Source organism: Halosaccharopolyspora lacisalsi (genome assembly GCF_014137975.1).
GTDB classification, from domain to species: domain Bacteria; phylum Actinomycetota; class Actinomycetes; order Mycobacteriales; family Pseudonocardiaceae; genus Halosaccharopolyspora; species Halosaccharopolyspora lacisalsi.
Window position 1 is genome coordinate 597,363 of record NZ_JACGWZ010000001.1, and the last position, 26,113, is coordinate 623,475.

A 26,113-nucleotide genomic window follows, 5' to 3' on the forward strand; every position below is an offset into this window, starting at 1 on the left:
TTCCTCGATGTTCGGTCAGCCGGAGGCGCCCGTTGAACGCACCGCAACCGCCCGAGCCCGCCGAACACACGCCTGCGGTGCGTGCGGACGATTCCGACGGGCGGCGTGCCCACAGCTGGGGCTTCGGCGCCTTCTTCCTGGCCGAAGCCGTGTTCGTGCTGGTGTCGGTGACGCTGGCGGCGGCCCTGGAGAACCCCGGTGACGACGCCGGCGCGATCGGGTTCGCGCTGATGCTGACCCTGATACTGCCCACGGTGTTGGCCGCGGTGGTGGCGTTGATCGTGCCCCTGGTGCGGGGCAACGGCCCTCGCCAGGACTTCGGGTTGCAGTGGCGGCGTTCCGACGTGCGCACCGGATTGTGGATCGGAGTGGGCGGACTGGTGGTCACCACGCTGGCCACGATGCTGTGGACCCGCTGGATGGGGCCGCAGGCCAGCTCCGCGATCGGTGGCCTGCTCGATGGTGTCCGGCTGCCTCCCGTCGTGGCCGTCGTGGTCTTCCTGCACGTGTGGCTGGTCGCCCCGTTCTGCGAGGAGCTGTTGTACCGCGGTCTGCTCTGGGGGGCGATGGAGCAGCTCCGCTTCAAGCAGCTGACCGTGTTCCTGCTCAGCACAGCGCTCTTCGCCATCGGCCACCTCGAACCCTCGCGCACGTTGTTGTTGCTGGTGATCGCGCTGCCCATCGGGCTGGCCCGGTTGCTCACCGGCCGCCTGATCGCCAGTGTCGTCGCTCACCAGGTGAACAACTTCCTCCCCGCGCTGGGGTTGTTGCTCATGTCACTGGGGTTGTTGCCCGCCTGACCGTTCGGGAGCGAGCCGGGCCCCACCGGTGCACCCCCGGTGGGGCACCTCTGGCACAATGGGGAGTTGTTCGCCGCGGATCGGGCCCTCTCACCGTTTCGTGGCTTGTCGAAGTACGAGTGTTTCCCCCCGTCTTCCCCACGCGGGTCCGGAATCCTCACCCTGTGACGAACGAGAGTCCGAGGAGCACCACCACCCGTGGCTGTTAAGATCAAGCTGATGCGGCTCGGTAAGATCCGGGAACCGCACTACCGCGTTGTCGTTGCCGATTCCCGTACCCGCCGTAACGGGCGTGCGATCGAGGAGATCGGCCAGTACCACCCCAAGCAGCACCCGAGCCACATCTCGGTGAACTCCGAGCGCGTGCAGTACTGGCTGAGCGTCGGCGCGCAGCCGACCGAGCCGGTCCAGGGCATCCTGGAGGCCACCGGTGACTGGCAGAAGTTCAAGGGTCTGCCCGGCGCCGAGGGGCACCTGAACACTCCTGCCGCGAAGAAGAGCAAGCAGGACCTGTTCAACGAGGCACTGGCCGCCGCGGGCGAGGAGCCCGGCCTCGAGGCCACCACCCCGAAGAAGAAGGGTGGCGGCAAGAAGGCCGAGGGCGACAAGGCCGAGGGCGAGCAGAAGTCCGAGGAAGGCCAGGCGTGACAGTCCTCGTGGACGCACTCGAACACCTGGTGCGCGGCATCGTCGACAATCCCGACGAGGTCCGTGTGCAGTCGGTCGCCTCCCGTCGCGGTAGCACCCTCGAAGTCCACGTCAACCCGGACGACCTGGGCAAGGTCATCGGTCGCGGGGGACGGACGGCGACGGCACTGCGCACCGTGATGTCGGGTGTCGGCGGCCGAGGTGTTCGGGTGGACGTGATCGACACCGATCGCTGAACGTCGTTATGAGCGATCAGGACGTGCGCCGACTCGTCGTCGGTCGAATCGTCAAGCCGCACGGTGTCCGGGGCGAGTTCGTCGTCGAAGTGCGTACGGACAGCCCCGAACAGCGGTTCGTGCCCGGCGCGGTGCTGGGCGTGCGGCGCGGCGGAGCCGCCCGCGCGAGCGATCCCGAAACACTCACACTGGTTGCCGCCCGTCCTCATGACGGGCGGCAACTGGTGTACGCCGAGGGCATCGGGGGCCGTGAGGCAGCGGAGTCGCTGCGGGGCGCGCTGCTGACCGTGGCGGCCGAGGAGCTGGAACCGACCCAGGACCCGGAGGAGTTCCACGACCACGAACTGGAAGGGCTCCGGGTCGTGCTGACCGACGGCGGTGTCGTGGGCACCGTGGACGAGGTGCTGCACTCCCCCGCGGGGGAGCTGCTTCAAGTGCGTACGAGCGGGGGCGGTCAGGTACTCGTACCGTTCGTGTCCGCGATCGTGCCCGAAGTCGACCCGGACGAGGGACGTATCGTCGTCGATCCTCCGGAAGGATTGCTCGACGAGGCGTGACCCCTCGGTCGGCATCGGTTGTTGAGGGGTGTCCATGCGCATCGACGTCATCACGATCTTCCCCGACTACATGGCCCCGCTGCGTGAGGCTTTGCTGGGCAAGGCCATCGAGCGGGAACGGATCTCCGTGGGGGTCCACGACCTGCGTGGCTGGACGCACGACGTGCACCGCGCGGTCGATGACAGCCCTTACGGCGGCGGTCCCGGCATGGTGATGAAACCCCAGGTGTGGGGTGAGGCACTGGACGAGGTGTGCGCGGGTTCGGACTCGCCACCACGGTTGGTGGTGCCCACGCCGGCCGGAAGTCCGTTCACCCAGCAAACCGCCGTGCGGTGGTCCGAGGAACCGTGGTTGGTCTTCGCCTGCGGGCGCTACGAGGGCATCGACCAGCGCGTGATGGACGACGCCGCCCGGCGGATGCCCGTCGAGGAGGTCTCCATCGGAGATTACGTCCTGGTCGGGGGTGAGGTCGCCGCGCTGACCATGATCGAGTCGGTGGTTCGGTTGCTGCCGGGCGTGCTCGGGAATCCGGCCTCGGCCGAGCAGGACTCGTTCTCGGACGGCTTGCTCGAGGGGCCGTGCTACACGCGGCCGGAGGCATGGCGGGACCTGCCGGTTCCGGACGTGCTGCGTTCCGGCAACCACGCGGCGATCGACCGGTGGCGCAGGTACCAGGCGCTGGAGCGGACCTGGCAACGTCGTCCCGACCTGCTCGAAGCGCTGAGTGACGACGAACTCGATCGTGCCGACCGCGCGCGCCTCGACGAGCTGCCTACCGAGGACGATCGGTAACCCGTCCACGAGGCGCTCTCGGGTCCTGATATGCTGCTCGGCGAAGGAAAACACCCGAGCGGGTCAGATACGGCAGTTGTGGCAGATTTTGTGGCAGCTGCGGCAAGGTATCCGATCCGGGGGTCACTTGTTCTTACCTGCTACGGCAGGCGTCCTCCCCCTGTAGTGGGGCGACGATAAACGCCGTGCAGGCCACCCGGTGAAGACCCAACGAGGATCCGGGGACTGCCAGGAGAGGCTCACGCGGAGGCACGCCACGTGCTCCGGGTGGGTCGATGCCGCACCACGAGGTGTCGGCTCACCGGAACGAGATCGTTGTTTCGGTGAACGGTCAACGACACGGATGAGGACGGACCACCGATGAACACCCTGGACGCTCTGGACGCCCAGTCGCTGCGTTCCGACATCCCCGCCTTTCGGCCTGGCGACACGCTGAAGGTCCACGTCCGCGTCATCGAGGGTTCGCGCGAGCGCGTTCAGGTCTTCCAGGGCACGGTCATCCGCCGTCAGGGCGGAGGCATCCGGGAGACCTTCACCGTGCGCAAGATTTCCTTCGGTGTCGGCGTGGAGCGCACCTTCCCGGTGCACAGCCCGAACATCGCCAAGCTCGAAGTTTCCATGCGCGGTCACGTCCGGCGGGCGAAGCTGTACTACCTGCGTCACAAGCGCGGCAAGGCCGCCAAGATCAGGGAGCGTCGGGAGCCCGTCAAGGCTTCCTGACCCGCTTCTCCCCGAGAAGTATGTTGACGGCCCGGGCCCGGCCCGGGCCGTTACGCATGTCCGCGCCCGGTGTGTCGAGCTTTCGGACGGGTCGCTTTCGGGGAGCCTCTTTCGGGTGAATCTGGTGATTCGGCCCCGGCGTACCGGCGGCGGTCGAATGCCGTTCGACCGATCACGACCGGGTCTCCGGGGCTGCCCGAAGGTGAGAAAAATGCACGTCACGGGGCGTTCGGGGAGGTTTCGGGCATCCTGTACCCCGCCCGGAGTCCGAGCGGGGTACTCGGTGTTTTCCGCTCGAAGTCGAGTAGCCTGGCCCGGTGGCCGACGTCATGCGTTCCCCAGGACCAGAGGAAGAACCTCAGGACAACAGCGGTGCGGAGCACGGAGCCGACGAGCAGCGGTCCGGTGACCACTCCGATCAGCAAGCTTCCGGGCACGGGAGGAAGAAGCGACAGAAGAAGAAGGGGTCCTTCTGGCGCGAGCTACCCATCCTGGTCGTCACCGCGCTCGTGCTGACGGTCCTGATCCAGGCGTTCGTGGCTCGTGTGTACGTCATCCCGTCGGAGTCGATGGAAGACACCCTGCACGGCTGTGAGAACTGCACCAACGACCGCATCCTCGTCGACAAGATCACGTACCGGTTCACCGACCCGGCGCCCGGTGACGTGGTCGTGTTCCGGGGACCGGACACCTGGATGCCCAACGAACTGGGGAGCACGGAACCGAGCAACCCCGTCTCCGGCTTCTTCCGGCAGGTGGGCTCGCTGCTGGGCTTTTCCGCGCCCAACGAGAAGGACTTCGTCAAGCGGGTCATCGCCACCGAGGGACAGACCGTGGCCTGCTGCGATGCTCAGAACCGGGTGACGGTCAACGGCGATCCGCTGCACGAGTCCTACATCCACTGGGGTGGGGGGAAGCCCCACACGCAGATGGACTTCGGACCGGTGACGGTGCCGGAGAACCATCTGTGGATGATGGGTGACAACCGCAACAACTCCGCCGACTCGCGGGTGCAGGGTGGCGGTGGAGTCCGGGGCGCGGTGCCGCTGGACGACGTGATCGGCAAGGCGCAGTTCCGGGTGCTCCCGCCCACGCGCTGGGGTGGTATTACCGAGGCGAACCCGCAGACGACCGCGTTGGGAGCCACCGGCAGCATGCCGGGACTGCCCGCCGGAGTGGGGTTCGCGCTAGTGTGGCCGGTGATGCGGGTGAATCGCCGACTTTTCGACGCTGCTGACGTTCGTCGTGTGCGGGAGTACTACTGATCGTGGCGGTGACGTTCGCCGAACTGCGCCCACCCCGGACGGTGATCCGACGAAGTACGGGTAACTGGGCGTTGCAGAGCGCGCTCGATCGTCGGGGGCTGGGCCCCGTCGCCGGAGTGGACGAGGCCGGGCGAGGGGCGTGTGCGGGTCCCCTGGTGGTGGCCGCGTGTGTGCTCAAGCCCGGTGACGCACGCCGTTTCGACGAGCTCACCGACTCCAAGCTGCTGTCGGTCGAGCAACGGGAACGCCTGTTCGCGCTGATCGCGCGACGGGCGTCGAGCTGGTCCACGATCGTCGTCGCCCCCGAGGAGATCGATGCCGCCGGCGTTCACCGGGTGAACCTGGAGGGGATGCGCAGGGCCGTGGCCGCACTGGCCGTGCATCCCGGGTACGTGCTCACCGACGGTTTCCGGGTCTCCGGGCTGGCCGCGCCGAGCGTGGCGGTACCCAAAGGCGATCGGGCCGCCGCCTGCGTCGCCGCGGCGTCGGTGCTGGCGAAGGTCACCCGCGACCGGATCATGGCGGATCTGCACGTCTGCTCGCCTCAGTACCGTTTCGACCAGCACAAGGGTTACTCCACGCCCGCGCACACGCGCCAGCTGCACCAGCACGGGCCGACCCCGCAGCATCGGTGGTGCTACTCCAACGTCGCCGAGGCAGCGCGCAGACACGGTATGCGTCCACCGCGCGAGATCACCGGTAAGCCCGGATTGTTCGATGCTGACAGGGACGATGTGGGGGATAATGAGGAGCGGTAGACGGACCAGCGACGTGGAAAGGCTCACGCACCGATGAGCGCCGAAGACCTCGAGAAGTACGAGACCGAGATGGAGCTGCAGCTCTACAAGGAGTATCGCGACATCGTCGGCCAGTTCAGCTATGTCGTGGAGACGGAGCGGCGTTTCTACCTGGCCAACGGCGTGGACGTCCAGGTGCGCAACTCCGACACCGAGGTCTACTTCGAGGTGGCCATGTCCGACGCCTGGGTGTGGGACATGTACCGGCCGACGAGGTTCGTCAAGAACGTGCGGGTCATCACGTTCAAGGACGTCAACGTCGAGGAGCTGGACAAGCCGGATCTTCGCCTCCCCGATGACGGACCGTTCGGCGGGTGAGCCGTTGGACCGCGTTGTCGGTCGTTACCTTTTCGCGTTTTTTTGAATCCCTCGACGCTGGGCGTCGAGGGATTTTTTCATCAGTGCGGGTGCTTTTGCTGCACACGGTAGTCGGCACTGATGGTGATTCCACCCGATCGTGCTGAATCCAGCTTATTCGGCTGGAATGGGTCGTGCTGGTTGTTCACAGGAGAAGGGTTTGTCCACAGGCCGAAAAGGGACTCCTGGATTTCGCGGCCGATCGCGGGCAGATTGGTTGTCGGGCAATCGAATGCGACGGGAGCGATGATGACGGGGAAACCCTTTCTCGGGAAGCTGTCCGACGACGACACCCGTGGGCGGCGTCATGCGCTGGGCAGGGCGGGTGAGTCCTTGGCCGCCCGGTACCTGGAGCAGCACGGACTCGTCGTGCTCGCGCGGAATTGGCGGTGTCGGCTGGGAGAAATCGACATCGTCGCCACCGACGCTCGGAAAGTGGTGGTGTGCGAGGTCAAGACGCGTTCGGGAGTCGACTACGGCAGTCCGCTGGAGGCGGTGGGCCCGGAAAAGGCGGGGAGGTTGAAGGAACTGGCCCGTGCCTGGCTGGCCGAGCACGATGTGCGGTGGTGCCAGGTTCGCTTCGATGTGATTTCCGTGTTGTGGCCTCCGGAGGGTCCGGTGCGCATCGACCATCGCGCGGAGGTGTTGTGAGATGGCACTGCGACACACCTGGGCCGTGGCGCTGTTCGGCGTCGACGGGGTGGTGGTCGAGATCGAGGCCGATGTCCGCAGCGGTGGCTTGCCGAGCGTTCAGCTGTTGGGACTGCCCGACGCGGCCCTGCAGGAGTCGAAGAACCGGATGCGCTCGGCGATCCAGAACTGCAAGGAGGAATGGCCGCAGAGCTGTGTGGTTCTGGCGCTGTCGCCCGCGGCGATGCCCAAGAACGGTACTTCCTACGATCTCGCCTTGGCGATGGCGGTACTCGCGGGAGCCGAACAGGTTCCGTCGAACCGGCTGCTCGGCACCGTGTTGTTCGGGGAACTGGCACTGGACGGGCGCATCCGTGCGGTGCCGGGACTGCTTCCCGGCCTGATCGCGGCCCGGCGCGCGGGTATGGAACGGGCGATCGTCCCGGTGGAGGGGCTTGCCGAAGCCCGGCTCGTCGGCGGAATCGAGGTACTCGGAGCATCCCACCTGCGCGAGGTGATCGCCTGGGCCAGGGAGCAAAGCGATCTCGACGACGAGCCGCCGTGGCAGTCGACTCCGGAGACGGAGGACGTTCCCGAGCTGGCCGACGTACTCGGGCAGCCCGAAGCTCGCTGGGCGCTGGAAGTGGCGGCGGCGGGTGGGCACCACCTGTTGATGGTCGGTCCGCCGGGTACCGGAAAGACCATGTTGGCTCGGCGCTTGTCCGGACTCCTGCCCGAACTGGGCAGGCAGGCCGCGTTGGAGGTCACGGCGATCCGTTCGCTGGCCGGTCAGCTCGCGGAGCAGGCGCCGATGATCAGTAGTCCGCCGTTCGTCGCTCCCCACCACTCGATCTCGGTGTCCGGACTGGTCGGTGGTGGTGTCGGGATGGCCAAACCGGGAGCGCTCAGCAGCGCTCACCACGGTGTGCTGCTGTTGGACGAGGCTTGCGAATTCGGGCCCAAGAGGTTGGAAGCGCTGCGCACGGCGCTGGAGGACGGGGAGGTCCGGTTGTGCCGCCGTGACGGCACGCTGCGCTATCCGGCACGGTTCCAGTTGGTGCTGGCCACCAATCCGTGTCCCTGCGCCCCGGCCCGCGATATCGACTGCCAGTGCCCGTCCCAGGCCCGCCGCCGTTATCTGGGCAAGTTGTCGGGACCGCTGTTGGACAGGGTGGATCTGCGCGTGCGGATGCGTCCGATCACGGCCATGAGCCTGTCCGCCGGTGGTGATCCGGAATCGACCGAGGTGGTGCGCGAGCGTGTGGCACGAGCTCGGTCCGAAGCCGCCGAACGCTGGGCGGAGCACGGCTGGAACACCAATGCCGAGGTGCCCGGTCCCGTGTTGCGCAAGGAATACGCCCTGCCGAACAAGGCGACGGCGCTGCTGGATCGTGGACTGGAGACGGGAGCGGTGACCGCGCGGGGAGCAGACCGGTGTCTGCGGGTCGCCTGGACGCTGAGCGATCTCGACGGCAGCGTGCGCCCCGATGCCGACCACGTGGCCGCCGCTCTGGAATTCCGGGATCGGAGGTCGGTATGAACACGGGGGCGGACGACTCGGCCGAGGAAGCCCTGCTGGTGGCACGGGCTTATCTGTCCGCGGTGGCCGAACCACCCGCACCGGCACTCGTGGAGTTCATCGCCGAGCACGGGGCATTGCTCGCCGCCGACCGTGTTCACCGGGGACGGTTACCGTCCAGGGTGTTCGACGAGGTCCAGGCCAGGCGCGAGCACGTTCGAGGACGACGAACACTGGAGGCGGCGCGCGAGGACGGTGTCCGGCTGGTCGTTCCCGAACAACACGAGTGGCCTCGGCAGCGGTTTTCCTGTTTCGCCGAGGCCACGGCGGTGGGGCTCGCGGAGGTGGCCGAACCGATCGCCCTTTGGGTACGTGGTGCCGCCTCGGTCGGAGTCACCGTGGACACGTCCGTGGCGGTCGTGGGAGCCAGAGCTGCTTCCGGCTACGGGGAAGCTCTCGCGGCCGAATTCGGGTACGGGTTGGCTTCGGCGGGGCACACGGTGGTCTCCGGTGCCGCCTACGGCATCGACGGAGCGGCACACCGAGGTGCGGTGACGGCGGGAAAGCCGACCGTGGCCCTGTTGGCCTGCGGCGTGGATGTGGACTATCCGGCCGGCCACGGTCGACTGCTGCGCTCGATCACCGAGCAGGGCTTGGTGATCAGCGAGTACCCGCCGGGAACACCGCCACGGAAGCACCGCTTCCTCGTGCGTAATCGACTGATCGCTGCGCTGGGAGCGGGAGTGGTCGTCGTCGAGGCCGGAGCTCGTAGCGGTGCCGGCAACACGGCGGGTACGGCCGAGGCTCTCGGCAGGCCGGTGATGGCGGTTCCCGGTCCGGTCACCTCGTCGAGCTCGGTCGGCTGCCACGCGATGGTGCGCTCGGGTAAGGCGATCCTGGTGACCAGGACCGATGACATCATCGAGGTCGTCAGCCCGTTGGGTACGGCCGCCTCGACCGAGGTCGGTGGCCCTTCGCGGACCACCGATCGATTGGAACAGCGGGCGAGGCAGGTCCACGACGCCCTGGACGGTGCGGGGGCGGCGAGCGCGGAGCAACTTGCCCGGGACTCCGGCCTGTCCCTGCGTCAAGTGCGAGCCCTGCTTCCCGCACTGGAAATGGCCGGCTTCGTCACACAGTCCGAAGGAGGCTGGCAACGATGCGCCCCGTGAGCCTTACCTGTCGGTGCGCAAGCCGCTCCGTGGTCACTCCGACCGCGTGGCGTTGCTTGACCGGGAAGCTCATTCCGAGCAACGTCACCGGACATGGTCCCGAAATCTTTCCGCGAGCGACCGAGGCCGGATCTGCGCGCGGCCCGCCGGGAGTTACCCGAACCGTTGGCCACGGTGGTCGATCGATTCGAGCAGCACCTGCGCTGGGAACGTGGTCTGTCCGCGCACACTCTCCGTGCCTACGTCGGTGACGTGGTCTCCTTGTTGGATCACTGGCACGGTTCGGGGAGTGGCAACCCCACGGAAATCGAATCACTCACCGTGGCTGGGTTGCGTGAGTGGTTGGCAGCCCAGCACACTGGCGGCGCCAGCAGAACGACCCTTGCGAGACGGGCGGCCTCGGTACGCACGTTCACTGCGTGGGCCTCGCGTACGGGGCTGTTGCGCAGGGATCCCGGCCCTCGGCTGTCCGCACCGAGCAAGCAACGGCAATTGCCGCAGGTGCTGCGCAGGGACCAGGCCGAATCGGCAATGGCCGCGTCGGAGACGGGGGCGGAACAGGGGGACCCGGTGGCGTTGCGTGACCATGCGGTGCTCGAGCTGCTGTATGCCACTGGCGTGCGGGTTTCCGAACTGTGTGGGCTCGATATCGACCACGTTGATCACGAGCGGCGTGTCGTGCGAGTCATCGGCAAGGGGGACAAGGAACGGAGCGTACCTTTCGGAACACCCGCCGATCGGGCGCTCGGGCGGTGGCTCACGGGAGGCCGTCCCACCCTTGTGGACTCACGTTCCGGCCGGGCCCTGTTTCTCGGCGTCCGAGGTGGACGGCTCAATCCGCGAGCCGTGCGCCGGCTGGTGCACGATGCCGTGGGCACGGCTACGGGTGCCGCCGACACCGGTCCGCATGGCATACGTCACTCCACGGCGACCCACTTGCTGGAGGGGGGAGCCGACCTCCGTAGCGTTCAGGAGTTGCTTGGTCACGCTACGCTCTCAACGACGCAGCTCTACACGCACGTGACCGTCGAACGGCTGAAGGCGATCCATGACCGAACCCACCCCCGTTCCTGACGATGCCGGGGGCGAAGCCCACGCCGCGAACACCGCGTCCGCGGCGGGGCGCCATACCGCGACAGATGCCCCGACCAACGGCCACCACGTCAACGGCGTGTCGCAGCGCGAGCCCGCCTCGATGCGTGCTCGCGTGTTCGACGCGAACGTCTCGTCGGACTCGGAAACCGAGCAACGGGACGGGGGCGATGTCGAAGCGGGCATCGTCGGCCTGTGGCAGGCTTTCGGCCAGTACCGCGACCAGCGGCGACGGGACCGCTTGGTGTTGCACTACGCCCCGCTGGTGAAGTACGTCGCCGGTCGGGTCGGTACGGGGCTGCCCGCTCACGTCGAGGTTTCGGATCTGATCCAGTCGGGGATCTTCGGGCTGGTCGACGCGATCGAGAAGTTCGAGCCCGAACGGGGGCTGAAGTTCGAGACCTACGCGATGCAGCGCGTACGGGGTGCCATCCTGGACGATCTGCGGGCGCAGGACTGGGTGCCGCGGTCGGTGCGCAGCCGTGCCCGGGACGTGGAACGCGCGGAAGAGCGACTCGAGGCCAAACTGCAGCGCTCGGCCACCGATACGGAACTGGCCGACGAGCTCGCGCTGTCGGTCGAGGAGCTGCGCGAGCTGCTCGCCCAGTTACAGATGACCAGCGTGGTGGCGCTCGATGATCTCATCGGGGTGGAGCCGGGAACCGCCTCGCTGGCCGAGACGCTGCCCGACGAGAGCGCGGAGGACCCGGTCACCGCCTTGGTCAACCGGGACAGCCGCAGGCAGTTGGCCGAAGCCGTCGAACGACTCGGCGAACGCGACCGGGTCGTGGTCACGCTCTACTACTTCGAGAACCTCACCCTCGCCGAGATCGGCAAAGTCCTCGGTGTCACCGAGTCCCGAGTCTGCCAGCTACACACCCGCGCCGTACTGCGCTTACGCGGCAAGCTCACCGAGAACGCCAACTGAGCGACCGAGCCCGTAACGCGATTAATGATCATGATCGGAACGGCCCCGCCAGGGCAGTAGCCGCGCGGTCGTGTGCGACAGCAGTCGCAGCGGGTTCAGGTGGTCGTCGTGTTGCCGGGCTCCCCAGTGCAGGCAGGTCCGGGGTGCCGGGGCGATGCATTCGGGATGGCCGGAGTCGAGTCGTCCGATCGGTTGACCTCGCCTGACGGTCTGTCCGACCATCACGTTCGCCGCGACGGGTTCGTAGGTCGTGCGTAGTCCGCCGGCGTGTTCGACGGATACGACTCCGCGTCCGGCCAGCCGCCCGGCGTAGACGATCACGCCCGGGCCCGCGGCCCGTACGGACCGGCCCGTCGAAGCGGCCAGATCCACCCCGCGGTGTCCCGGCCCGTACTCGGTGACCGGTGGATCGAAATCCCGTACGACTTCGTGCGCGCCCGGTAGCGGCCAGTCGAAACCGCCTCGGTTCGTGGCGGAGGAGGGGGGAGTGCGAACGGGAGCCGGGCCCGTTTCGGGGGCCCGCGCGGGAGTGGACATCGGAACGACCGAGGCGCCGAGTGTCCCGGTCAGCACCAGTGTGGCGATCAGCGGACGCATGCGTTCACGTTGGCCGAGGCCCGCTCCGTGTGCCAGGGGTTTTTCCAGGGGCGGTGGATAGCAGTCGTGGTTGTGGACGACTCGCCACCACTTCGCCCCGAAGAGCTGGGGTCACGTATACTGCACGTGCGGTTCGTATCAGCACCCGACGGTGCTTGCCGAGGGTTCTGCCAGTGGCATTGCCAGCGAGGTCCCGCCGGTGGGGGTTTCCTGCCGGTGGTGTCTGTCAGCGGTGGCTGAAAACGATCCGACTACGCGTGCGCGCGCACCTTCCTGCTTCACCGTTGTGAACCGGTTTCACGGTTCCTGAAGGAACTGTCCGGATCCGACGGCACTGCTCGGCAGGGCGGGGACGCGGTACTTCCGTGGTCCCGGGATCGCTCGACGGGTTCCGGGTGGGAGTCCCGGCGCGGCACCAGGGCGGCGAGTCACCCGGCTCGTCGCGGCAACCGAATCCGCGCGTCATCCCGACGCGCCCGACACAAGAGGTGCGAAACAGGCCATGGCCGTCGTCACCATGAAGCAGCTGCTCGACAGTGGCGTGCACTTCGGGCACCAGACCAGGCGCTGGAACCCGAAGATGAAGCGCTACATCTTCACCGAGCGCAACGGCATCTACATCATCGACCTGCAGAAGACCCTGTCGTACATCGACGGGGCCTACGACTTCGTCAAGCAGACGGTCGCCCACGGCGGCACGATCCTGTTCGTCGGTACGAAGAAGCAGGCGCAGGAAGCGATCGCCGAGCAGGCCCTGCGAGTGGGCATGCCCTACGTCAACCAGCGGTGGTTGGGCGGCATGCTCACGAACTTCCAGACCGTGCACCGTCGCCTGCAGCGGCTCAAGGAACTTGAGACGATGGAGCAGACGGGCGGCTTCCAGGGGCGCACCAAGAAGGAAATCTTGATGCTGACCCGCGAGAAGGACAAGCTGGAGCGGACCCTGGGCGGTATCCGCGACATGTCCAAGGTCCCGAGCGCCATCTGGATCGTGGACACCAAGAAGGAGCACATCGCCGTCGGCGAGGCCAGGAAGCTGGGCATCCCGGTGGTCTCCATCCTGGACACCAACTGTGACCCGGACGAGGTCGACTACCCGATCCCGGGTAACGACGACGCGATCCGTTCGGCGGCCATGCTGACCCGCGTGGTGGCCGACGGTGTCGCCGACGGTCTGATGGTCCGCAGCGGTAAGGGCGGCGAGACCGCCGAGGGCGAGGAGAAGCCCCAGACCGGTGAGGAACCGCTGGCCGAGTGGGAGAAGGAGCTGCTTTCCGGCTCCACCGAGGGCGAGACCACCGGCTCCGGCGAGTCCGCCCAGACCGAGCAGCCCGCGGAAGCTGAGCAGCCCGCTCAGTCGTGACTCCAGCGCTTCGCGCCCGCCCGGAATGCGGCGGGCGCGAAGCGTGTCCGACTGGCTTTTGCGCGTACATTCTTCGACAAGAACGGACAACGCACGATGGCGAACTACAGTGCGGCCGACGTCAAGCGTCTTCGCGACTTCACTGGCGCCGGCATGATGGACTGCAAGAAGGCGCTCGAGGAGACCGACGGCGACTACGACAGGGCCGTTGAGAACCTGCGCATCAAGGGTGCCAAGGACGTCGGTAAGCGGGCCGAGCGCGCTACCGCCGAGGGTCTGGTGGCCGCCGACAACGGTGTGCTCATCGAGCTCAACAGCGAGACCGACTTCGTGGCCAAGAACGAGGAGTTCGTCAAGCTGGCGAACCGGATCGTGGAAGCGGCCAAGGCGGTCAACTCCTCGGACCTGGAGACCGTGCTGGGCGCCTCGCTCGACGGCGGGACGGTCGGCGAGGCCATCCACGAGCTCTCCGCCAAGATCGGCGAGAAGCTCGAGCTGCGGCGGGTTGCCGTTTTCGAGGGCCAGGCCACCGCGTACCTGCACCGCCGCGCCGGCGACCTGCCTCCTTCGGTGGGTGTGCTGGTGGAGTACACCGGCTCCGACGAGGAGGCCGCCCGTGGCGCCGCGATGCAGATCGCGGCTTTGAAGCCGCGCTACCTCAGCCGTGAGGACGTGCCCGAGGACGTGATCGCCGACGAGCGCCGCATCGCCGAGGAGACCGCGCGCTCCGAGGGCAAGCCCGAGCAGGCCATGCCGAAGATCATCGAAGGCCGCCTGAACGGGTTCTACAAGGACAGCGTGCTGCTGGACCAGCCGTCGGTGCAGGACAACAAGAAGACCGTCAAGGACCTGCTGGACGCGGCCGGTGTATCGATCACCCGGTTCGCCCGGTTCGAGGTCGGTCAGGCATAACAGGCTGCGGCCGTCCGTCGGCGGCGAGTCGAGAACCGCGCCCCGCCTTCGCTTCAGGCGAGGGCGGGGCGTTTTCGGGAGGAACCAGTGATCGACGAGGGCGTCCTGACCAGCGACGAGGACAGCGACGGTTACAGTCGTGTGCTGCTCAAGCTGGGCGGTGAGATGTTCGGTGGTGGAAGTGTCGGTGTGGATCCCGATGTGGTCGGGGCCGTGGCCAGCCAGATCGCCGAGGTCATCGCCGACGGGGTCGAGGTGGCCGTGGTTATAGGCGGTGGCAACTTCTTCCGCGGCGCCGAGCTGCAACAGCGCGGCATGGAACGCTCCCGCGGGGACTACATGGCCATGCTCGGCACCATGATGAATTGCCTGGCCCTCCAGGACTTCCTCGAACGTGAGCACGATCTCGACACTCGTGTGATGAGCGCGATCGCGATGGGCCAGGTCGCCGAGCCCTACATCCCGCGCCGCGCGATCCGGCACATGGAGAAGGGCCGAGTGGTGGTTTTCGGTGCCGGTACCGGTATGCCCTACTTCTCCACCGACACCGCGGCGGCGCAGCGTGCCCTGGAGGTCGGAGCCGAAGTGGTGCTCATGGCCAAGGGCGTGGACGGGGTTTACACCGCCGATCCGAAGACGACCCCGACGGCGGAGTTGTTCGAAACCATCACCCACCGGGAGGTGTTGGAGCGCGGCCTCAAGGTCGCCGATGCGACGGCTTTCAGCCTGTGCATGGACAATCACATGCGCATCCTGGTGTTCAACCTCCTCCAGGAGGGCAACATCGCGCGGGCGGCCAGTGGTGCGAAAATTGGAACCCTGGTCAACACCCCGGCCACACCCTCGGTGTGAGCTTGCTGGGATCCTGATCACCGTCGGCGACCGTGCGCATCGACCTTTGCGGTCCCACCCGACACCCAAGCCCCTCGGTCGGCACATCTAAGGAGTAGCCGTGATCGACGAGACTCTTCTCGAAGCCGAAGAGAAGATGCAGAAGGCGGTGGCGGTGGCCAAGGACGACCTGGCCACCGTACGCACCGGTCGTGCGAATCCCGCGATGTTCAACGGCATCGTCGTCGACTACTACGGTTCGCCGACGCCGCTGAACCAGCTCGCCAGCATCAACGTCGCGGAGGCCAGGATGGTGGTGATCAAGCCGTACGACGCCAGCCAGCTGGGCGCGATGGAAAGGGCCATCCGCGACTCGAACCTGGGCGTCAACCCCACCAACGACGGCAGCCTCATCCGGGTGACGGTCCCGCAGATGACCGAGGAGCGTCGCCGGGAGATGGCCAAGCTCGCCAAGTCCAAGGGCGAGGAGGCGCGGATCACCGTGCGCAACCTGCGGCGCAAGGCGAAGGAGGAGATCGACCGCGTCGTCAAGAACGGCGAGGACGGTGAGGACGAGGGGGCTCGTGGCGAGAAGGAGCTGGAGAACATCACCCACCGTTACGTCGCTCAGATCGACGAGTTGGTCAAGAACAAGGAAACCGAACTCCTCGAGGTCTGAGACGACGTGGTGACGGCGGGTCGACGCGAAGGTGAGTCCGGAATGTCCGCTGACGTGCCGGGCCGGCCGTCGCATCCCTCCAGAGCCGGCCGTGATCTGCCGGCGGCACTGACCGTGGGACTGGTTCTCGGGGCGGGAATCATCGTTTCCCTGCTGATGCTGCGACAGGTTTTCCTGGGCATGGTCGCGGTGGCCACGCTGATTTCCACCATCGAACTGGCCGGAGCACTGCGGCGCGGTGCCGGTATCCGGGTATCGCTACCGCCGGTGCTGGTCGGCGGTCAGGTGATGGTGTGGTTGTCCTGGCCCTTCGGAGTGCACGCGGTGCTGGTCGCCTTCGCGTCGACCACCCTCGGCTGTCTGGCCTGGCGGTTGCGGCACGGGGTGGACGGCTATCTGCGTGACGTGAGCGCCTCGGTGTTCACCAGCGCCTACGTTCCCGTGTTCGCCGCTTTCGCCGGGATGATGATCGCTCCTCCCGACGGGGGGTTCCGCGGGTTGTGCTTCATGATCGCGGTGGTCGCCTCGGACACCGGTGGTTACGCCGCCGGGGTGCTGCTCGGGCGGCATCCGATGGCGCCCCGGGTGAGCCCGAAGAAGTCCTGGGAGGGTTTCGCGGGCTCGATGGCGACCGGCATCGTCTCGGGCGCGCTGTCCGTCAGTCTGCTCCTGGGCGGGCAGTGGTGGCAGGGTGCGCTGTTCGGGGCGGCCCTGGTGTGCAGTTCCACGCTCGGTGACCTCATGGAATCGCTGATCAAGCGGGACCTCGACATCAAGGACATGGGCACTCTGCTGCCGGGTCACGGCGGCCTGATGGACCGAATGGATTCGCTGCTGCCCTCGGCGGTGGTGGCCTGGATGCTGTTGTCCTGGTTCGTGCCGGTTTAGCGGCATTTCACGGCGGCCTCGGAGGATCCCCCGTCCGAGCTCTCCGCCGCCCCCGGGTGTTACTTGTCAGTAGCTTTTGCGGGTACGCATCCGAATGACGCCTTGCTCTCCGGGGCGTGACGTGATCGACTGAACTCGGTGACGCACTGTGGGGCGTGTTCGCCACGGACGTGACCGACCAGTACCCGATCCCGGTAACCAGGAGCGCTGATGATCATACGCGCGGGTAAACCGGTCACCGCGGGTCTGAGCCGAGTCGCGCGGATGGAGCCGCGTGAGAGAGCCCGGATCGTCGGCGAGCTGTATTCCCAGCACCCGGTGTTCCGATCGCTGCTGAGGCAGGTGAACCTCGCTCGGACGGTGGGGTTCGGTTCCGCGTTGATGCTCGCGGTCGCGGTCATGTTGCTGGTGCAGGACGCATCGGTGTGGTGCGTCTGCGTGCTGGTGCTGGCCGGGATGGCCGGTTTCGGTTTCGTGACGGTCGTGCTCACCGACAACCGCTTCGACCTGCTGATGGCGGTCATCGGAGCCCATCGCACCGACGAGCTGCACGGGCAGTTGGTCGCCGAGGAGGTCTACGAGGACGAGGTGAACGCTCGCGAGTCGCGCGCCGCTACTCCCGAGCCGCGCGCCTCGCGCAGCGTCACTGCCGCACCATGACCGACAGCGCCGCGGCGATCTCCGAGCCGAGGAAGTGGGTCTGCGCTCCGGGCTTGTCCCCGACGAGCACCACGAGCGGACCGCCGAAGGGCTTGCGCTCGACCACCTCGATGCGGTTGCCCAGGGTCAGGTCGTGATCGGTGAGGTAGCGCAGCAGCTCGGAGTCGGTGTCCCAGACCCGGGCGATCGTGCCGACGGTGCCGGGATCGAGCTGGTCGAGCAGTTTCGTGGCGGGCTTTTCGACGACTCCCTCCGAAGTGGGGATCGGGTCGCCGTGGGGGTCGTGGGTGGGATGTCCGAGCTTGGCGGCGATGTGCTCGATCAGCTCGTCGGAGACCGCGTGCTCCAGTGAGTCCGCCTCGGGATGCACCTCGTCCCAGGTGTAGTCGAGCTCCTCGACCAGGAACAGTTCGAGCAGGCGGTGCCTGCGCAGCACGTCGAAGGCCAGCCGTCGTCCGGAGGTGGTCAGTTCCACGCTGTGGTAGCGGACGTGGGTGACGAGATCGAGCTGGGCGAGCTTGTTGATCATTCCGGAGACCGAGGAGGGGCTCAGACCCAGCCGTTGGGTCAGCGTCGCGTTGGTGACGGCGACACCTCGCTCGCTGAGTCCGTAGATCGCCCGCACGTAGTCTTCCACGGATGCGGAAGGGCGCTCGGCCATACTTGCCATAATCTCACCATAAGAGGATGTGCGGAGCGATTTGCACCGCGGTACGTGTACGGATTCGCCCATCGCTCGGCCGGCGCCCCCCGCGGAGACGCTGCGCGCAGTGGACACGTCGGCTGCCCCGATACGGCGACCTCACGCCAGGGCGACGTCGAGCGAGAGCATGAGCATCAGGCCGGCGACCAGGCCCAGCGTGGCGAGCCGCTCCCGTTCGTGAGCGTGCATCTGCGGGACGATCTCGTGGCTGATGACGTAGAGCATCCCGCCCGCGGCGAACCCCATGGCGTACGGCAGCAGCGGTTGGACGACCGAGACGAGGGCGGCCCCGAGCACAGCCAGCGGTATTTCCACGAGTCCGGCGCGAGCGCCGGTCACGGCCGCGTAGGACAAGTTGCCCAACCCGGCTCTGCGTGCCGAGATGGCCACGGCCAGCCCTTCGGGAATGTTCTGGATGCCGATGGCCAGCATGAGCGCCACGGCGTTGCCGATGTTACCGGATCCGAAACCGACGCCGACGGAAAGCCCCTCGGGCATGTTGTGCAGCGTGATGGCGACGATGAACACGATCGTGCCGGTGAGGCGGGGCTGGGAGACCGCGTTCGGGGAGAGTGCCGCTCGAGTGCTCTCGTGAACCTGAGCGGCTCCGGGAGCTTCGGTGCTGTCGGCGATCGTGCTGCGGGATCGGCCGGTGACGAGAAAGTGCACGTAAGGCACCCAGGATTCGGCTCGGCTCAGCAGGAGCGCTCCGAGCGCGATGCCGACCAGCACGGGCAGCAGCCCGCCGTCCTCGATGCCGGGCAGGATCAGACTGGTGAAGCTGGCGGCGACCATGATCCCGGCGGCGAAGCCCAGCGCCACGTTCATGCTCCGTGGTGACGGATTGCGCCACACCAGCACCGCCAGCGCGCCCAGCAGGTTGAGGAAGGCGATCACCAGACCGCCGAACAGTCCCTGCACCACGGGGTTGGTCCCCACGAGGGTGACGAGCAGTCCCTCCGCGCCGCTCATGATCCGGCCCGGCGGCGGTCTCGCGTGAGCGTGCGGCTCAACCTTTTTTGCGGCATCACGAAAACCCACTTTAGCCGCACCCAAAGCAGCCGTGAAGGTGTCATCGGCGGTGAGTGCGCACACGGTCGGTGCTAGCCCTGCTTGCAGGTCACGACCGGGGACGTGAGAAGATGGAGGGGCTATGACCTCGACTTCGCTCCCGCTTGTCTTCGACGCGCCCCGGCGCGGTATGCCCCCGCGTCACCTGGCCGACATGTCGGCCGAGCAGCGTCGTGCTGCCGTGACCGACCTGGGGGAGAAGCCGTTCCGCGCGCGCCAGCTCGCCCAGCACTACTTCGGTCGCCTCACCGCCGACGCGGAGTCGATGACCGACGTGCCCGCCGCCAGCCGTGAGCGCCTCGGCCAGGACCTGCTGCCGACCCTGCTCAGTCCGGTCCGCACCGTCGACACCGACGAGGGAACCACGCGCAAGACCCTGTGGCGGCTGCACGACAACACGATGCTGGAAAGCGTGCTGATGCGCTATCCGGACCGTGCCACGATCTGCGTGTCGAGCCAGGCCGGCTGCGGGATGGCCTGTCCGTTCTGCGCCACCGGGCAGGGCGGATTGCAGCGCAACCTGTCCACGGCCGAGATCGTCGAGCAGGTTCGCTCCGCCGCGGCGATGATGCGCGACGGAGACGTTCCCGGCGGGGCGGGCAGGCTGTCCAACGTCGTGTTCATGGGGATGGGCGAGCCCCTGGCCAATTACCGGCGCGTCATCGACGCCGTGCGCCGCATCTGCGACCCGGCTCCGGAGGGACTGGGGCTGTCCCAGCGTTCCGTGACGGTTTCCACCGTCGGGCTGGCGCCCGCGATCCGGCGCATGACGGCCGAGGACCTCCACGTGACCCTGGCGGTTTCGCTGCACACGCCCGACGACGAGCTGCGGGACACGCTCGTTCCGGTCAACAACCGCTGGAAGGTCGAGGAGGTGCTGGACGCCGCGCGCGGTTACGCCGAGCACACCGGCCGCAGGGTTTCCGTGGAGTACGCGCTGATCCGCGAGGTCAACGACCACCCGTGGCGCGCGGACATGCTGGGCAAGCTGCTGCACAAGCATCTCGGCCAGTGGGCGCACGTCAACCTGATCCCGCTCAACCCGACGCCGGGCAGCGAGTGGGACGCCAGCCCGAAGCCGGTCGAGCGGGAGTTCGTGCGCCGCGTCCGTGACCAGGGGGTTCCCTGCACGGTCCGCGACACGCGCGGTCAGGAGATCGCCGCCGCCTGCGGTCAGCTCGCGGCCGAGGAGCAGTAAGGAGTTCTTTTCCGGAGCACCGCGGCCGGGTGAGCCGGTCGCGTGGGGTTTCGGCGGTTTCGCGCGAGACCACCGAAACCACCATCAACCTTCGAGGTGGTGACTCCGGTGCCCTGCCGTACGAGTCGGGCCGGCACCCGCGCGGGTGCCGGCCCGTTTCTCGTTCAGGGAGGCGTCGAGCGCTCTCCGCTCGTCGAAGGCGTGCCTCAGCGGTCGCGCCAGGAGAGGCGGCGGCGGCGCAGGTCCCAGAGCAACCCCACGGCCATCCCCACGGTGATCACGATCAACCAGATGTCGGCGGCCTTGAACCCGTTACCGCCGCTGAGGATGCCCTGGTGGTTGCCGACCAGCATCATGCCCATCGCGAAGGTGCAGAACCAGCCCGAGATCTGAAGCCCCTTCGGGAATCCCCCGTGCCAGCCCCAGTCGACCGACGGCTCCTCGGCGGGGTCGATGGCCTCGCCGGGCTTGTCCTGACCGGACGTCTTCTCCAGATCCGTGGTCGCCACGTCGTCCTCCTCGGCCCTCTGGCGGTCCCGCCGAACCGCTTCTCGCCAGCGTTCGTGTGGCCGAATCATCCCACACCGGCTCCCCCGGATCTCCAGTGACTTGGTGCGGGTGTGACGAGTTCGAGGGGAGCGCGCACGGATCGTCGCGGTGCTTCGGGGACAATGGCGGCGATGCCTGCTGCCACGCCTCCTGCGAGTCCGGTCGCCGATTCGACCCTCGGCGACCCCCGAACCCGGCCGGACGAGCCACGCACCGTGACCATCCTGGGCTCCACCGGCTCGATCGGAACCCAGGCCCTGGAAGTGATCCGGGCCAACCCGAAACGCTTTCGGGTGCTGGGACTGGCCGCGGGCGGTAGTGATCCCGCCGCGCTGGCCGCGCAGGCCGTGGAGTTCGGTGCCGAAGTGATCGCCGTGGCGCGGGAGACCGCGGTCGAGGACGTGCGGTCGGCCCTGGACACCGCGGCCCGGCGTCTCGGCCGTCCCGCCGAGGTCCCCGTTCCGCGGGTGATCGGTGGCGCGGAAGCCGCCACCGAGCTCGTCGAGGCCACCCGTGCCGACGTGGTGCTCAACGGCATGGACGGTTCGCGGGGGTTGCGCCCCACCCTGGCCGCGCTGGAGGTCGGCTCCCGGCTGGCCCTGGCGAACAAGGAGTCACTGATCGCGGGTGGGCCGCTGGTGCTGCGGCGGGCCGCACCCGGTCAGATCGTGCCGGTGGACTCCGAGCACTCGGCGCTGGCGCAGGGGCTGCTCGGTGGGCGTGCCGACGAGGTCGACCGGCTGATCCTGACCGCCTCCGGCGGGCCGTTCCGGGGACGGAGTCGCGAGCAGCTCGAACACGTCACCCTGGAGCAGGCGCTGGCGCACCCGACGTGGTCGATGGGCACGGTCGTCACCCTGAATTCCGCCACCATGGTGAACAAGGGATTGGAGCTCATCGAGGCCCACCTGCTGTTCGGCGTGGACTACGACCGCATCGACGTCGTGGTGCACCCGCAGTCGATGGTGCACTCCATGGTCACCTTCGTCGACGGCTCGACGTTGGCCCAGGCCAGCCCCCCGGACATGCGGCTGCCCATCGCGCTCGGGTTGGACTGGCCGCGCCGGGTTCCGGGGGCGGCCCCGGCGCTGTCGGTGGCCGAAGCGGCGACGTGGACGTTCGAGCCGGTGGACGACGAGGCGTTCCCGGCGGTGTCGCTGGCCCGGCACGCCGGAAAGGCCGGTGGTTGCCTGCCCGCCGTCTACAACGCGGCCAACGAGGAGGCGGTGGCCGCGTTCGTGCGAGGCGACACCGGTTTCACATCGATCGTGCACACTGTGGAAGGGGTGCTGCGAAGTGCCGATCAGTGGCGGCGCGAACCGGCGGGCACCGACGACGTCTTCGAGGCAGAGGAGTGGGCACGCGTGCGGTCCCGGGAACTCGTGGGTAGGGGGACGACCGAGTGATACTGGTCATCCTGGGCATCGTCATCTTCTTCCTGGGGCTGCTGCTGTCGATCGCCTGGCACGAACTGGGACACCTGAGCACCGCGAAGATGTTCGGAATCAAGGTCAACCAGTACATGGTCGGCTTCGGTCGCACGATCTTCTCCCGGAAGGGCCGCGAGACCGAGTACGGCGTCAAGGCCATCCCCTTCGGCGGTTACATCCGCATGATCGGCATGTTCCCGCCGAAGAAGGACGAGGCCTACGGGCGCACGGCGTCCTCGTCGCCCTGGCGCTCCATGGTCGAGGACGCCAGGCAGGCGGTGGCCGAGGAGGTCAGGCCCGAGGAGGCGCACCGGCAGTTCTACCAGCGCAGCCCGTGGAAGCGGATCATCGTGATGTTCGCGGGCCCGTTCATGAACCTGCTGCTGGCCTTCGGCATCTTCACCGGCATCCTGATGGGCTACGGCCTGCCCGAGCCCACGACCACGGTGAAGTCGGTCAGTGAATGCGTGGTGTCCGCCAAAGCCCAGGTCGAGCAGGGCGAGTGCCCGCCCGGCGCCCCGAAGTCCCCCGCGGCCGAGGCCGGGCTCAGGCTCGGGGACGAGATCGTGGCCTTCAACGGCGAGCCGGTCCGCTCCTGGAACCAGCTGCAGACCTCCATCCGCAACGCCTCCGGCACGGTCTCGCTGACCGTCGAGCGCGACGGGCAACGCCGGACGCTGACCCCGACACTGATGCAGAGCACCCAGCCGAAGATCGGCGAACAGGACGAGTACGTCAAGGTCGGTTTCCTCGGTTTCTCGCCGACTCGACACCTCGTCCAGCAGGGCTTCGGCGACGTGGTCGGGCGCGTCGGCGAGATGGTCGGCATGACCGCGCAGAAGATCGTGCAGCTACCGCAGCGGGTCCCGGGCCTGGTGGGGGCCATCGCCGGGCAGGAGCGCGAGGACGACTCGCCGATGGGCATCGTCGGCGTCAGCCGCATCGGTGGTCAGGTGCTGTCCTACGACGAGGCCTCGATCGGCGCGCGCCTGATCACCATGCTCAACCTGCTGGCCGCGGTGAACCTCTCGCTGTTCGCGCTCAACATGCTGCCGATCCTGCCGCTGGACGGCGGGCACATCGCGGGTGCGCTGTGGGAGTCGATCCGGCGCAAGTTCGCCCGGTTGGTTCGGCGACCGGACCCGGGGCCGTTCGACACGGCCAAGCTGATGCCGCTGGCCTACGGGGTCAGTCTCGTGTTCATCGCTTACTCGTTGCTGGTGCTCGTCGCCGACGTGGTCAATCCCGTGACCCTGTATTGACGCACCGGTGAACGCGGTGGAAACGACCGCGATGCCGCATCGGGTGACCTGTGTGGCACGGTTCCCGCCCTGAGCCGCCGCTCGTTCGGCGGTACCCTTGTTGGGGGTGACCGCTGCCGCGCGGCACCCGATCGTGTCGCCATGCACGTTTCGTGCACGCAGTCGCAGCGCAGAGGTGGAGAGGAATCCATGACCGTCGATCTGGGCATGCCCGGAGCAGCCGACCCCGTGCTCGCTGAGCGTCGTAAGACCCGGCAGTTGCAGGTGGGGCCGGTCGGAGTGGGTAGTGATCATCCCATCTCGGTGCAGACGATGACGACGACCAACACCCGTGACATCAATGGGACGTTGCAGCAGATCGCGGAGTTGACCGCGGCGGGGTGTGACATCGTGCGGGTGGCGTGTCCGACGAGTGAGGACGCGGAGGCGTTGCCGGTGATCGCGCAGAAGTCGCAGATTCCGGTTATCGCCGATATTCATTTCCAGCCGAAGTACGTGTTCGCCGCGATCGAGGCGGGTTGTGCGGGGGTGCGGGTCAATCCGGGCAACATCCGCAAGTTCGACGATCAGGTGCGGGAGATCTCGCAGGCGGCCAAGGATCACGGCACGCCGATCCGGATCGGGGTCAATGCGGGGTCGTTGGACAAGCGGTTGATGGACAAGCACGGCAGGGCCACGCCGGAGGCGTTGGCGGAGTCGGCGTTGTGGGAGGCGGGGTTGTTCGCCGAGCACGACTTCCACGACGTCAAGATCTCGGTCAAGCACAATGATCCGGTGGTGATGGTGCGTGCCTACGAGTTGTTGGCCGAGCGGTGTGATTATCCGTTGCATCTGGGGGTGACCGAGGCGGGTCCGGCGTTTCAGGGCACGATCAAGTCGGCCACGGCGTTCGGGGCGTTGTTGCGGCAGGGCATCGGGGACACGATTCGGGTGTCGTTGTCGGCGCCGCCGGTCGAGGAGATCAAGGTCGGTACCCAGATTCTGCAGTCGATGAATCTGCGTCCGCGCAAGTTGGAGATCGTGTCGTGTCCGTCGTGTGGGCGGGCGCAGGTGGATGTGTACAAGTTGGCCGACGAGGTCACCGCCGGGTTGGAGGGCATGGAGGTGCCGCTGCGGGTGGCGGTGATGGGGTGTGTGGTCAACGGGCCCGGGGAGGCCCGTGAGGCCGATCTGGGGGTGGCCTCCGGCAACGGCAAGGGCCAGATCTTCGTGCGCGGCGAGGTCATCAAGACCGTGCCCGAGCACCAGATCGTGGAGACCCTCATCGAGGAGGCCGGGCGCCTCGCCGAGGACATGGACGGCACCACCACCAGCGGCGAACCCACCGTCTCCGTCAGCTAACCCCAACCACGCTCGTCACGAGGCCCCATCCGGATCCGCCGGGTGGGGCTTTCGCGTGCTCGGGCCAGCCGTCGCAGAAGCCACCGGTCTCGCACCGACCACGCCTCGCGCGGTTCGACAGCGCAGCCCCTGAACGTGCGTGACCGCCGCCCGCACGTACGAGGGACGCCACCGCCGAGAACGTGCCGTGTATCACCAGCACGGCGGCGTCCGGATCTGGCACCCTGGGCGGGTGCTCAAGCTTGCCGGTGCACGGAGGCTGGAGGATCGAGACCTCTCCGGCGTTCGTGCCCTGCTGGACGCGGACCCGGCCGTGGCCTGCATGGTCGCGGCCCGGGTCGAAGCTGTCGGACTCCAGCCGTCCCGTCTCGGGGGTGAGCTGTGGGGGTTCGGGCCCAAGCTCGACGGCCTGTGCTTCTCCGGTGGCAACCTGATCCCGCTGCGCGGCGGTCGCGGCGCTATGCGTGCCTTCGCGGACCGGGCGTTGCGCCGCGGACGTATCTGCTCCTCCCTCGTCGGCCCCTCGGAGCAGGTGCTGGCGTTGTGGCGCGAGCTCGCCCCGGACTGGGGCCCGGCCCGGGAGGTACGTCCCCAGCAGCCGCTGATGGTGATGTCCGGTCCGCCCCGGGTGCGTGCCGATCCGCTGGTGCGTCCGGTTCGTTCCGACGAACTGGACCGCTACCTGCCCGCGGCGGTGGCCATGTTCACCGAGGAAGTGGGCGTCGACCCGCGCGACGGTGGCGGAGCGGACAGCTACCGGGCCCGGATCGCCGAACTGATCGCCGGGGGTCGTGCCTTCGCCCGCTTCGAGGGGGACCGGGTGGTGTTCAAGGCCGAGATCGGTGCCCTGTCCCGATCGGCGGGGCAGATCCAGGGGGTCTGGGTGCACCCCCGCTACCGGGGCACCGGTCTGGGCACCGCCGGTACGGCCACCATCGCCGACAGGTTGGTCCGCGGTATGGGACGTGTGGCCAGTTTGTACGTCAACGATTTCAACGTCGCGGCGCGGAGGGCTTACGGCCGCGTGGGCTTCCAGCAGGCGGGAACCTTCGGCACCGTGCTGTTCTGACTCCCTCCGTCCAACGCCGAACTCGTGTTTCGATCATGTTGCCGTG

29 protein-coding genes are annotated in these 26,113 nt (G+C 67.7%); 25 read left to right on the forward strand and 4 right to left on the reverse strand.

The genetic code is table 11. From position 1 onward, the window contains the following. The first annotated feature begins 32 nt into the window (after positions 1–32). From FHX42_RS02910 to FHX42_RS02975, 14 genes are all read left to right on the forward strand, one after another. Positions 33–800 (forward strand): CPBP family intramembrane glutamic endopeptidase, encoded by a 768-nt coding sequence (locus FHX42_RS02910; RefSeq protein ID WP_182542597.1) that lies wholly within the window; start codon positions 33–35, stop codon positions 798–800. A 198-nt stretch (positions 801–998) separates the two neighbouring features. Further along, a complete protein-coding gene (gene rpsP / locus FHX42_RS02915) occupies positions 999–1,448 on the forward strand; it encodes a 30S ribosomal protein S16 (protein WP_182542598.1) in 450 nt (149 codons plus the stop codon). Continuing rightward, positions 1,445–1,684, forward strand: coding sequence for an RNA-binding protein (locus FHX42_RS02920; protein ID WP_182542599.1), 240 nt, complete (start codon positions 1,445–1,447; stop codon positions 1,682–1,684). Before rpsP ends, FHX42_RS02920 begins: the two co-directional genes overlap by 4 nt. Positions 1,685–1,692: 8 nt before the next feature. Then, positions 1,693–2,241, forward strand: coding sequence for a ribosome maturation factor RimM (rimM, locus tag FHX42_RS02925; protein WP_182542600.1), 549 nt, complete (start codon positions 1,693–1,695; stop codon positions 2,239–2,241). Positions 2,242–2,275: 34 nt separating this feature from the next. Further along, positions 2,276–3,034, forward strand: a complete 759-nt coding sequence (trmD, locus tag FHX42_RS02930) for a tRNA (guanosine(37)-N1)-methyltransferase TrmD (protein ID WP_182542601.1) — start codon at positions 2,276–2,278, stop codon at positions 3,032–3,034. Between the two features lie 360 nt (positions 3,035–3,394). After that, a complete protein-coding gene (gene rplS, locus FHX42_RS02935; protein WP_182542602.1) occupies positions 3,395–3,754 on the forward strand; it encodes a 50S ribosomal protein L19 in 360 nt (119 codons plus the stop codon). Between the two features lie 317 nt (positions 3,755–4,071). Then, positions 4,072–5,019: a signal peptidase I gene (gene lepB, locus FHX42_RS02940; RefSeq protein WP_182542603.1), complete on the forward strand. Its 948-nt coding sequence runs from the start codon at positions 4,072–4,074 to the stop codon at positions 5,017–5,019. Then, positions 5,019–5,777 carry a ribonuclease HII gene (locus FHX42_RS02945; RefSeq protein ID WP_182543467.1) on the forward strand — a complete coding sequence of 253 codons (759 nt, stop codon included), beginning with the start codon at positions 5,019–5,021 and terminating at the stop codon, positions 5,775–5,777. The genes lepB and FHX42_RS02945 overlap by 1 nt, the downstream gene beginning before the upstream one ends. 33 nt (positions 5,778–5,810) lie before the next feature. Beyond that, complete coding sequence (locus FHX42_RS02950; protein ID WP_182542604.1) at positions 5,811–6,134, forward strand: DUF2469 domain-containing protein; 324 nt, start codon at positions 5,811–5,813, stop codon at positions 6,132–6,134. Between the two features lie 288 nt (positions 6,135–6,422). Then, positions 6,423–6,824, forward strand: coding sequence for a YraN family protein (locus FHX42_RS02955; protein WP_182542605.1), 402 nt, complete (start codon positions 6,423–6,425; stop codon positions 6,822–6,824). 1 nt (position 6,825) lies between these two features. After that, positions 6,826–8,343, forward strand: coding sequence for a YifB family Mg chelatase-like AAA ATPase (locus FHX42_RS02960; RefSeq protein WP_182542606.1), 1,518 nt, complete (start codon positions 6,826–6,828; stop codon positions 8,341–8,343). Continuing rightward, positions 8,340–9,494, forward strand: a complete 1,155-nt coding sequence (dprA, locus tag FHX42_RS02965; RefSeq protein ID WP_182542607.1) for a DNA-processing protein DprA — start codon at positions 8,340–8,342, stop codon at positions 9,492–9,494. The genes FHX42_RS02960 and dprA overlap by 4 nt, the downstream gene beginning before the upstream one ends. A 93-nt stretch (positions 9,495–9,587) precedes the next feature. Then, on the forward strand, positions 9,588–10,568 hold the full coding sequence (locus FHX42_RS02970; RefSeq protein ID WP_182542608.1) for a tyrosine recombinase XerC: 981 nt from the start codon (positions 9,588–9,590) through the stop codon (positions 10,566–10,568). Continuing rightward, positions 10,543–11,514: a FliA/WhiG family RNA polymerase sigma factor gene (locus FHX42_RS02975; protein WP_182542609.1), complete on the forward strand. Its 972-nt coding sequence runs from the start codon at positions 10,543–10,545 to the stop codon at positions 11,512–11,514. The genes FHX42_RS02970 and FHX42_RS02975 overlap by 26 nt, the downstream gene beginning before the upstream one ends. Before the next feature lie 21 nt (positions 11,515–11,535). Here the strand turns inward: FHX42_RS02975 and FHX42_RS02980 are convergent, their stop codons facing one another. Continuing rightward, entirely contained in the window at positions 11,536–12,111 is a 576-nt protein-coding gene (locus tag FHX42_RS02980) for a murein hydrolase activator EnvC family protein (RefSeq protein ID WP_182542610.1), read from the reverse strand. Positions 12,112–12,613: 502 nt separating this feature from the next. Here FHX42_RS02980 and rpsB point away from each other — a divergent pair. From rpsB to FHX42_RS03010, 6 genes are all read left to right on the forward strand, one after another. After that, positions 12,614–13,474 carry a 30S ribosomal protein S2 gene (gene rpsB / locus FHX42_RS02985; protein ID WP_182542611.1) on the forward strand — a complete coding sequence of 287 codons (861 nt, stop codon included), beginning with the start codon at positions 12,614–12,616 and terminating at the stop codon, positions 13,472–13,474. A gap of 96 nt (positions 13,475–13,570) precedes the next feature. Beyond that, positions 13,571–14,386 carry a translation elongation factor Ts gene (gene tsf / locus FHX42_RS02990; RefSeq protein ID WP_182542612.1) on the forward strand — a complete coding sequence of 272 codons (816 nt, stop codon included), beginning with the start codon at positions 13,571–13,573 and terminating at the stop codon, positions 14,384–14,386. A 105-nt stretch (positions 14,387–14,491) separates the two neighbouring features. Beyond that, positions 14,492–15,238: a UMP kinase gene (gene pyrH, locus FHX42_RS02995; protein ID WP_182543468.1), complete on the forward strand. Its 747-nt coding sequence runs from the start codon at positions 14,492–14,494 to the stop codon at positions 15,236–15,238. A gap of 100 nt (positions 15,239–15,338) precedes the next feature. Next, positions 15,339–15,896 (forward strand): ribosome recycling factor, encoded by a 558-nt coding sequence (gene frr, locus FHX42_RS03000; protein WP_182542613.1) that lies wholly within the window; start codon positions 15,339–15,341, stop codon positions 15,894–15,896. 42 nt (positions 15,897–15,938) lie between these two features. Further along, the gene (locus FHX42_RS03005; protein ID WP_182542614.1) at positions 15,939–16,784 is read left to right on the forward strand and encodes a phosphatidate cytidylyltransferase; all 846 of its coding nucleotides are present in this window, start codon (positions 15,939–15,941) and stop codon (positions 16,782–16,784) included. A 210-nt stretch (positions 16,785–16,994) separates the two neighbouring features. Further along, on the forward strand, positions 16,995–17,444 hold the full coding sequence (locus FHX42_RS03010; protein ID WP_182542615.1) for a hypothetical protein: 450 nt from the start codon (positions 16,995–16,997) through the stop codon (positions 17,442–17,444). On the opposite strand, the gene FHX42_RS03015 is transcribed toward FHX42_RS03010, so the two are convergent. Continuing rightward, positions 17,428–18,105 carry a metal-dependent transcriptional regulator gene (locus tag FHX42_RS03015; RefSeq protein ID WP_407926203.1) on the reverse strand — a complete coding sequence of 226 codons (678 nt, stop codon included), beginning with the start codon at positions 18,103–18,105 and terminating at the stop codon, positions 17,428–17,430. The two genes, FHX42_RS03010 and FHX42_RS03015, sit on opposite strands and share 17 nt — an antisense overlap. Positions 18,106–18,246: 141 nt before the next feature. Beyond that, complete coding sequence (locus FHX42_RS03020; RefSeq protein ID WP_182542617.1) at positions 18,247–19,119, reverse strand: ZIP family metal transporter; 873 nt, start codon at positions 19,117–19,119, stop codon at positions 18,247–18,249. 181 nt (positions 19,120–19,300) lie between these two features. On the opposite strand from FHX42_RS03020, the gene rlmN reads away from it, so the two are divergent. Further along, entirely contained in the window at positions 19,301–20,416 is a 1,116-nt protein-coding gene (gene rlmN, locus FHX42_RS03025) for a 23S rRNA (adenine(2503)-C(2))-methyltransferase RlmN (protein WP_182542618.1), read from the forward strand. Positions 20,417–20,622: 206 nt separating this feature from the next. On the opposite strand, the gene FHX42_RS03030 is transcribed toward rlmN, so the two are convergent. Continuing rightward, positions 20,623–20,925: a DUF2631 domain-containing protein gene (locus FHX42_RS03030; protein ID WP_182542619.1), complete on the reverse strand. Its 303-nt coding sequence runs from the start codon at positions 20,923–20,925 to the stop codon at positions 20,623–20,625. Positions 20,926–21,096: 171 nt separating this feature from the next. Between FHX42_RS03030 and dxr the strand changes: the two genes are divergently transcribed. From dxr to FHX42_RS03050, 4 genes are all read left to right on the forward strand, one after another. Further along, a complete protein-coding gene (dxr, locus tag FHX42_RS03035; protein ID WP_182542620.1) occupies positions 21,097–22,371 on the forward strand; it encodes a 1-deoxy-D-xylulose-5-phosphate reductoisomerase in 1,275 nt (424 codons plus the stop codon). Beyond that, a complete protein-coding gene (locus FHX42_RS03040; RefSeq protein WP_328795868.1) occupies positions 22,368–23,657 on the forward strand; it encodes a M50 family metallopeptidase in 1,290 nt (429 codons plus the stop codon). Before dxr ends, FHX42_RS03040 begins: the two co-directional genes overlap by 4 nt. A 189-nt stretch (positions 23,658–23,846) precedes the next feature. Next, positions 23,847–24,998: a flavodoxin-dependent (E)-4-hydroxy-3-methylbut-2-enyl-diphosphate synthase gene (gene ispG / locus FHX42_RS03045; protein WP_182542621.1), complete on the forward strand. Its 1,152-nt coding sequence runs from the start codon at positions 23,847–23,849 to the stop codon at positions 24,996–24,998. A 232-nt stretch (positions 24,999–25,230) separates the two neighbouring features. Further along, positions 25,231–26,067 carry a GNAT family N-acetyltransferase gene (locus tag FHX42_RS03050; protein WP_182542622.1) on the forward strand — a complete coding sequence of 279 codons (837 nt, stop codon included), beginning with the start codon at positions 25,231–25,233 and terminating at the stop codon, positions 26,065–26,067. Positions 26,068–26,113: the final 46 nt, after the last annotated feature.

Bases quoted from the DNA above. Each gene is read 5' to 3' on its own strand.
- rimM (WP_182542600.1), top strand. From the start codon at position 1,693: ATGAGCGATCAGGACGTGCGCCGACTCGTCGTCGGTCGAATCGTCAAG.
- trmD (WP_182542601.1), top strand. From the start codon at position 2,276: ATGCGCATCGACGTCATCACGATCTTCCCCGACTACATGGCCCCGCTG.
- rplS (WP_182542602.1), top strand. From the start codon at position 3,395: ATGAACACCCTGGACGCTCTGGACGCCCAGTCGCTGCGTTCCGACATC.
- FHX42_RS02950 (WP_182542604.1), top strand. From the start codon at position 5,811: ATGAGCGCCGAAGACCTCGAGAAGTACGAGACCGAGATGGAGCTGCAG.
- FHX42_RS02955 (WP_182542605.1), top strand. From the start codon at position 6,423: ATGACGGGGAAACCCTTTCTCGGGAAGCTGTCCGACGACGACACCCGT.
- FHX42_RS02960 (WP_182542606.1), top strand. From the start codon at position 6,826: ATGGCACTGCGACACACCTGGGCCGTGGCGCTGTTCGGCGTCGACGGG.
- dprA (WP_182542607.1), top strand. From the start codon at position 8,340: ATGAACACGGGGGCGGACGACTCGGCCGAGGAAGCCCTGCTGGTGGCA.
- FHX42_RS02970 (WP_182542608.1), top strand. From the start codon at position 9,588: ATGGTCCCGAAATCTTTCCGCGAGCGACCGAGGCCGGATCTGCGCGCG.
- FHX42_RS02975 (WP_182542609.1), top strand. From the start codon at position 10,543: ATGACCGAACCCACCCCCGTTCCTGACGATGCCGGGGGCGAAGCCCAC.
- FHX42_RS02980 (WP_182542610.1), bottom strand. From the start codon at position 12,111: ATGCGTCCGCTGATCGCCACACTGGTGCTGACCGGGACACTCGGCGCC.
- rpsB (WP_182542611.1), top strand. From the start codon at position 12,614: ATGGCCGTCGTCACCATGAAGCAGCTGCTCGACAGTGGCGTGCACTTC.
- tsf (WP_182542612.1), top strand. From the start codon at position 13,571: ATGGCGAACTACAGTGCGGCCGACGTCAAGCGTCTTCGCGACTTCACT.
- FHX42_RS03005 (WP_182542614.1), top strand. From the start codon at position 15,939: ATGTCCGCTGACGTGCCGGGCCGGCCGTCGCATCCCTCCAGAGCCGGC.
- FHX42_RS03010 (WP_182542615.1), top strand. From the start codon at position 16,995: ATGATCATACGCGCGGGTAAACCGGTCACCGCGGGTCTGAGCCGAGTC.
- FHX42_RS03015 (WP_407926203.1), bottom strand. From the start codon at position 18,105: ATGGCCGAGCGCCCTTCCGCATCCGTGGAAGACTACGTGCGGGCGATC.
- FHX42_RS03020 (WP_182542617.1), bottom strand. From the start codon at position 19,119: ATGAGCGGCGCGGAGGGACTGCTCGTCACCCTCGTGGGGACCAACCCC.
- rlmN (WP_182542618.1), top strand. From the start codon at position 19,301: ATGACCTCGACTTCGCTCCCGCTTGTCTTCGACGCGCCCCGGCGCGGT.
- dxr (WP_182542620.1), top strand. From the start codon at position 21,097: ATGCCTGCTGCCACGCCTCCTGCGAGTCCGGTCGCCGATTCGACCCTC.
- ispG (WP_182542621.1), top strand. From the start codon at position 23,847: ATGACCGTCGATCTGGGCATGCCCGGAGCAGCCGACCCCGTGCTCGCT.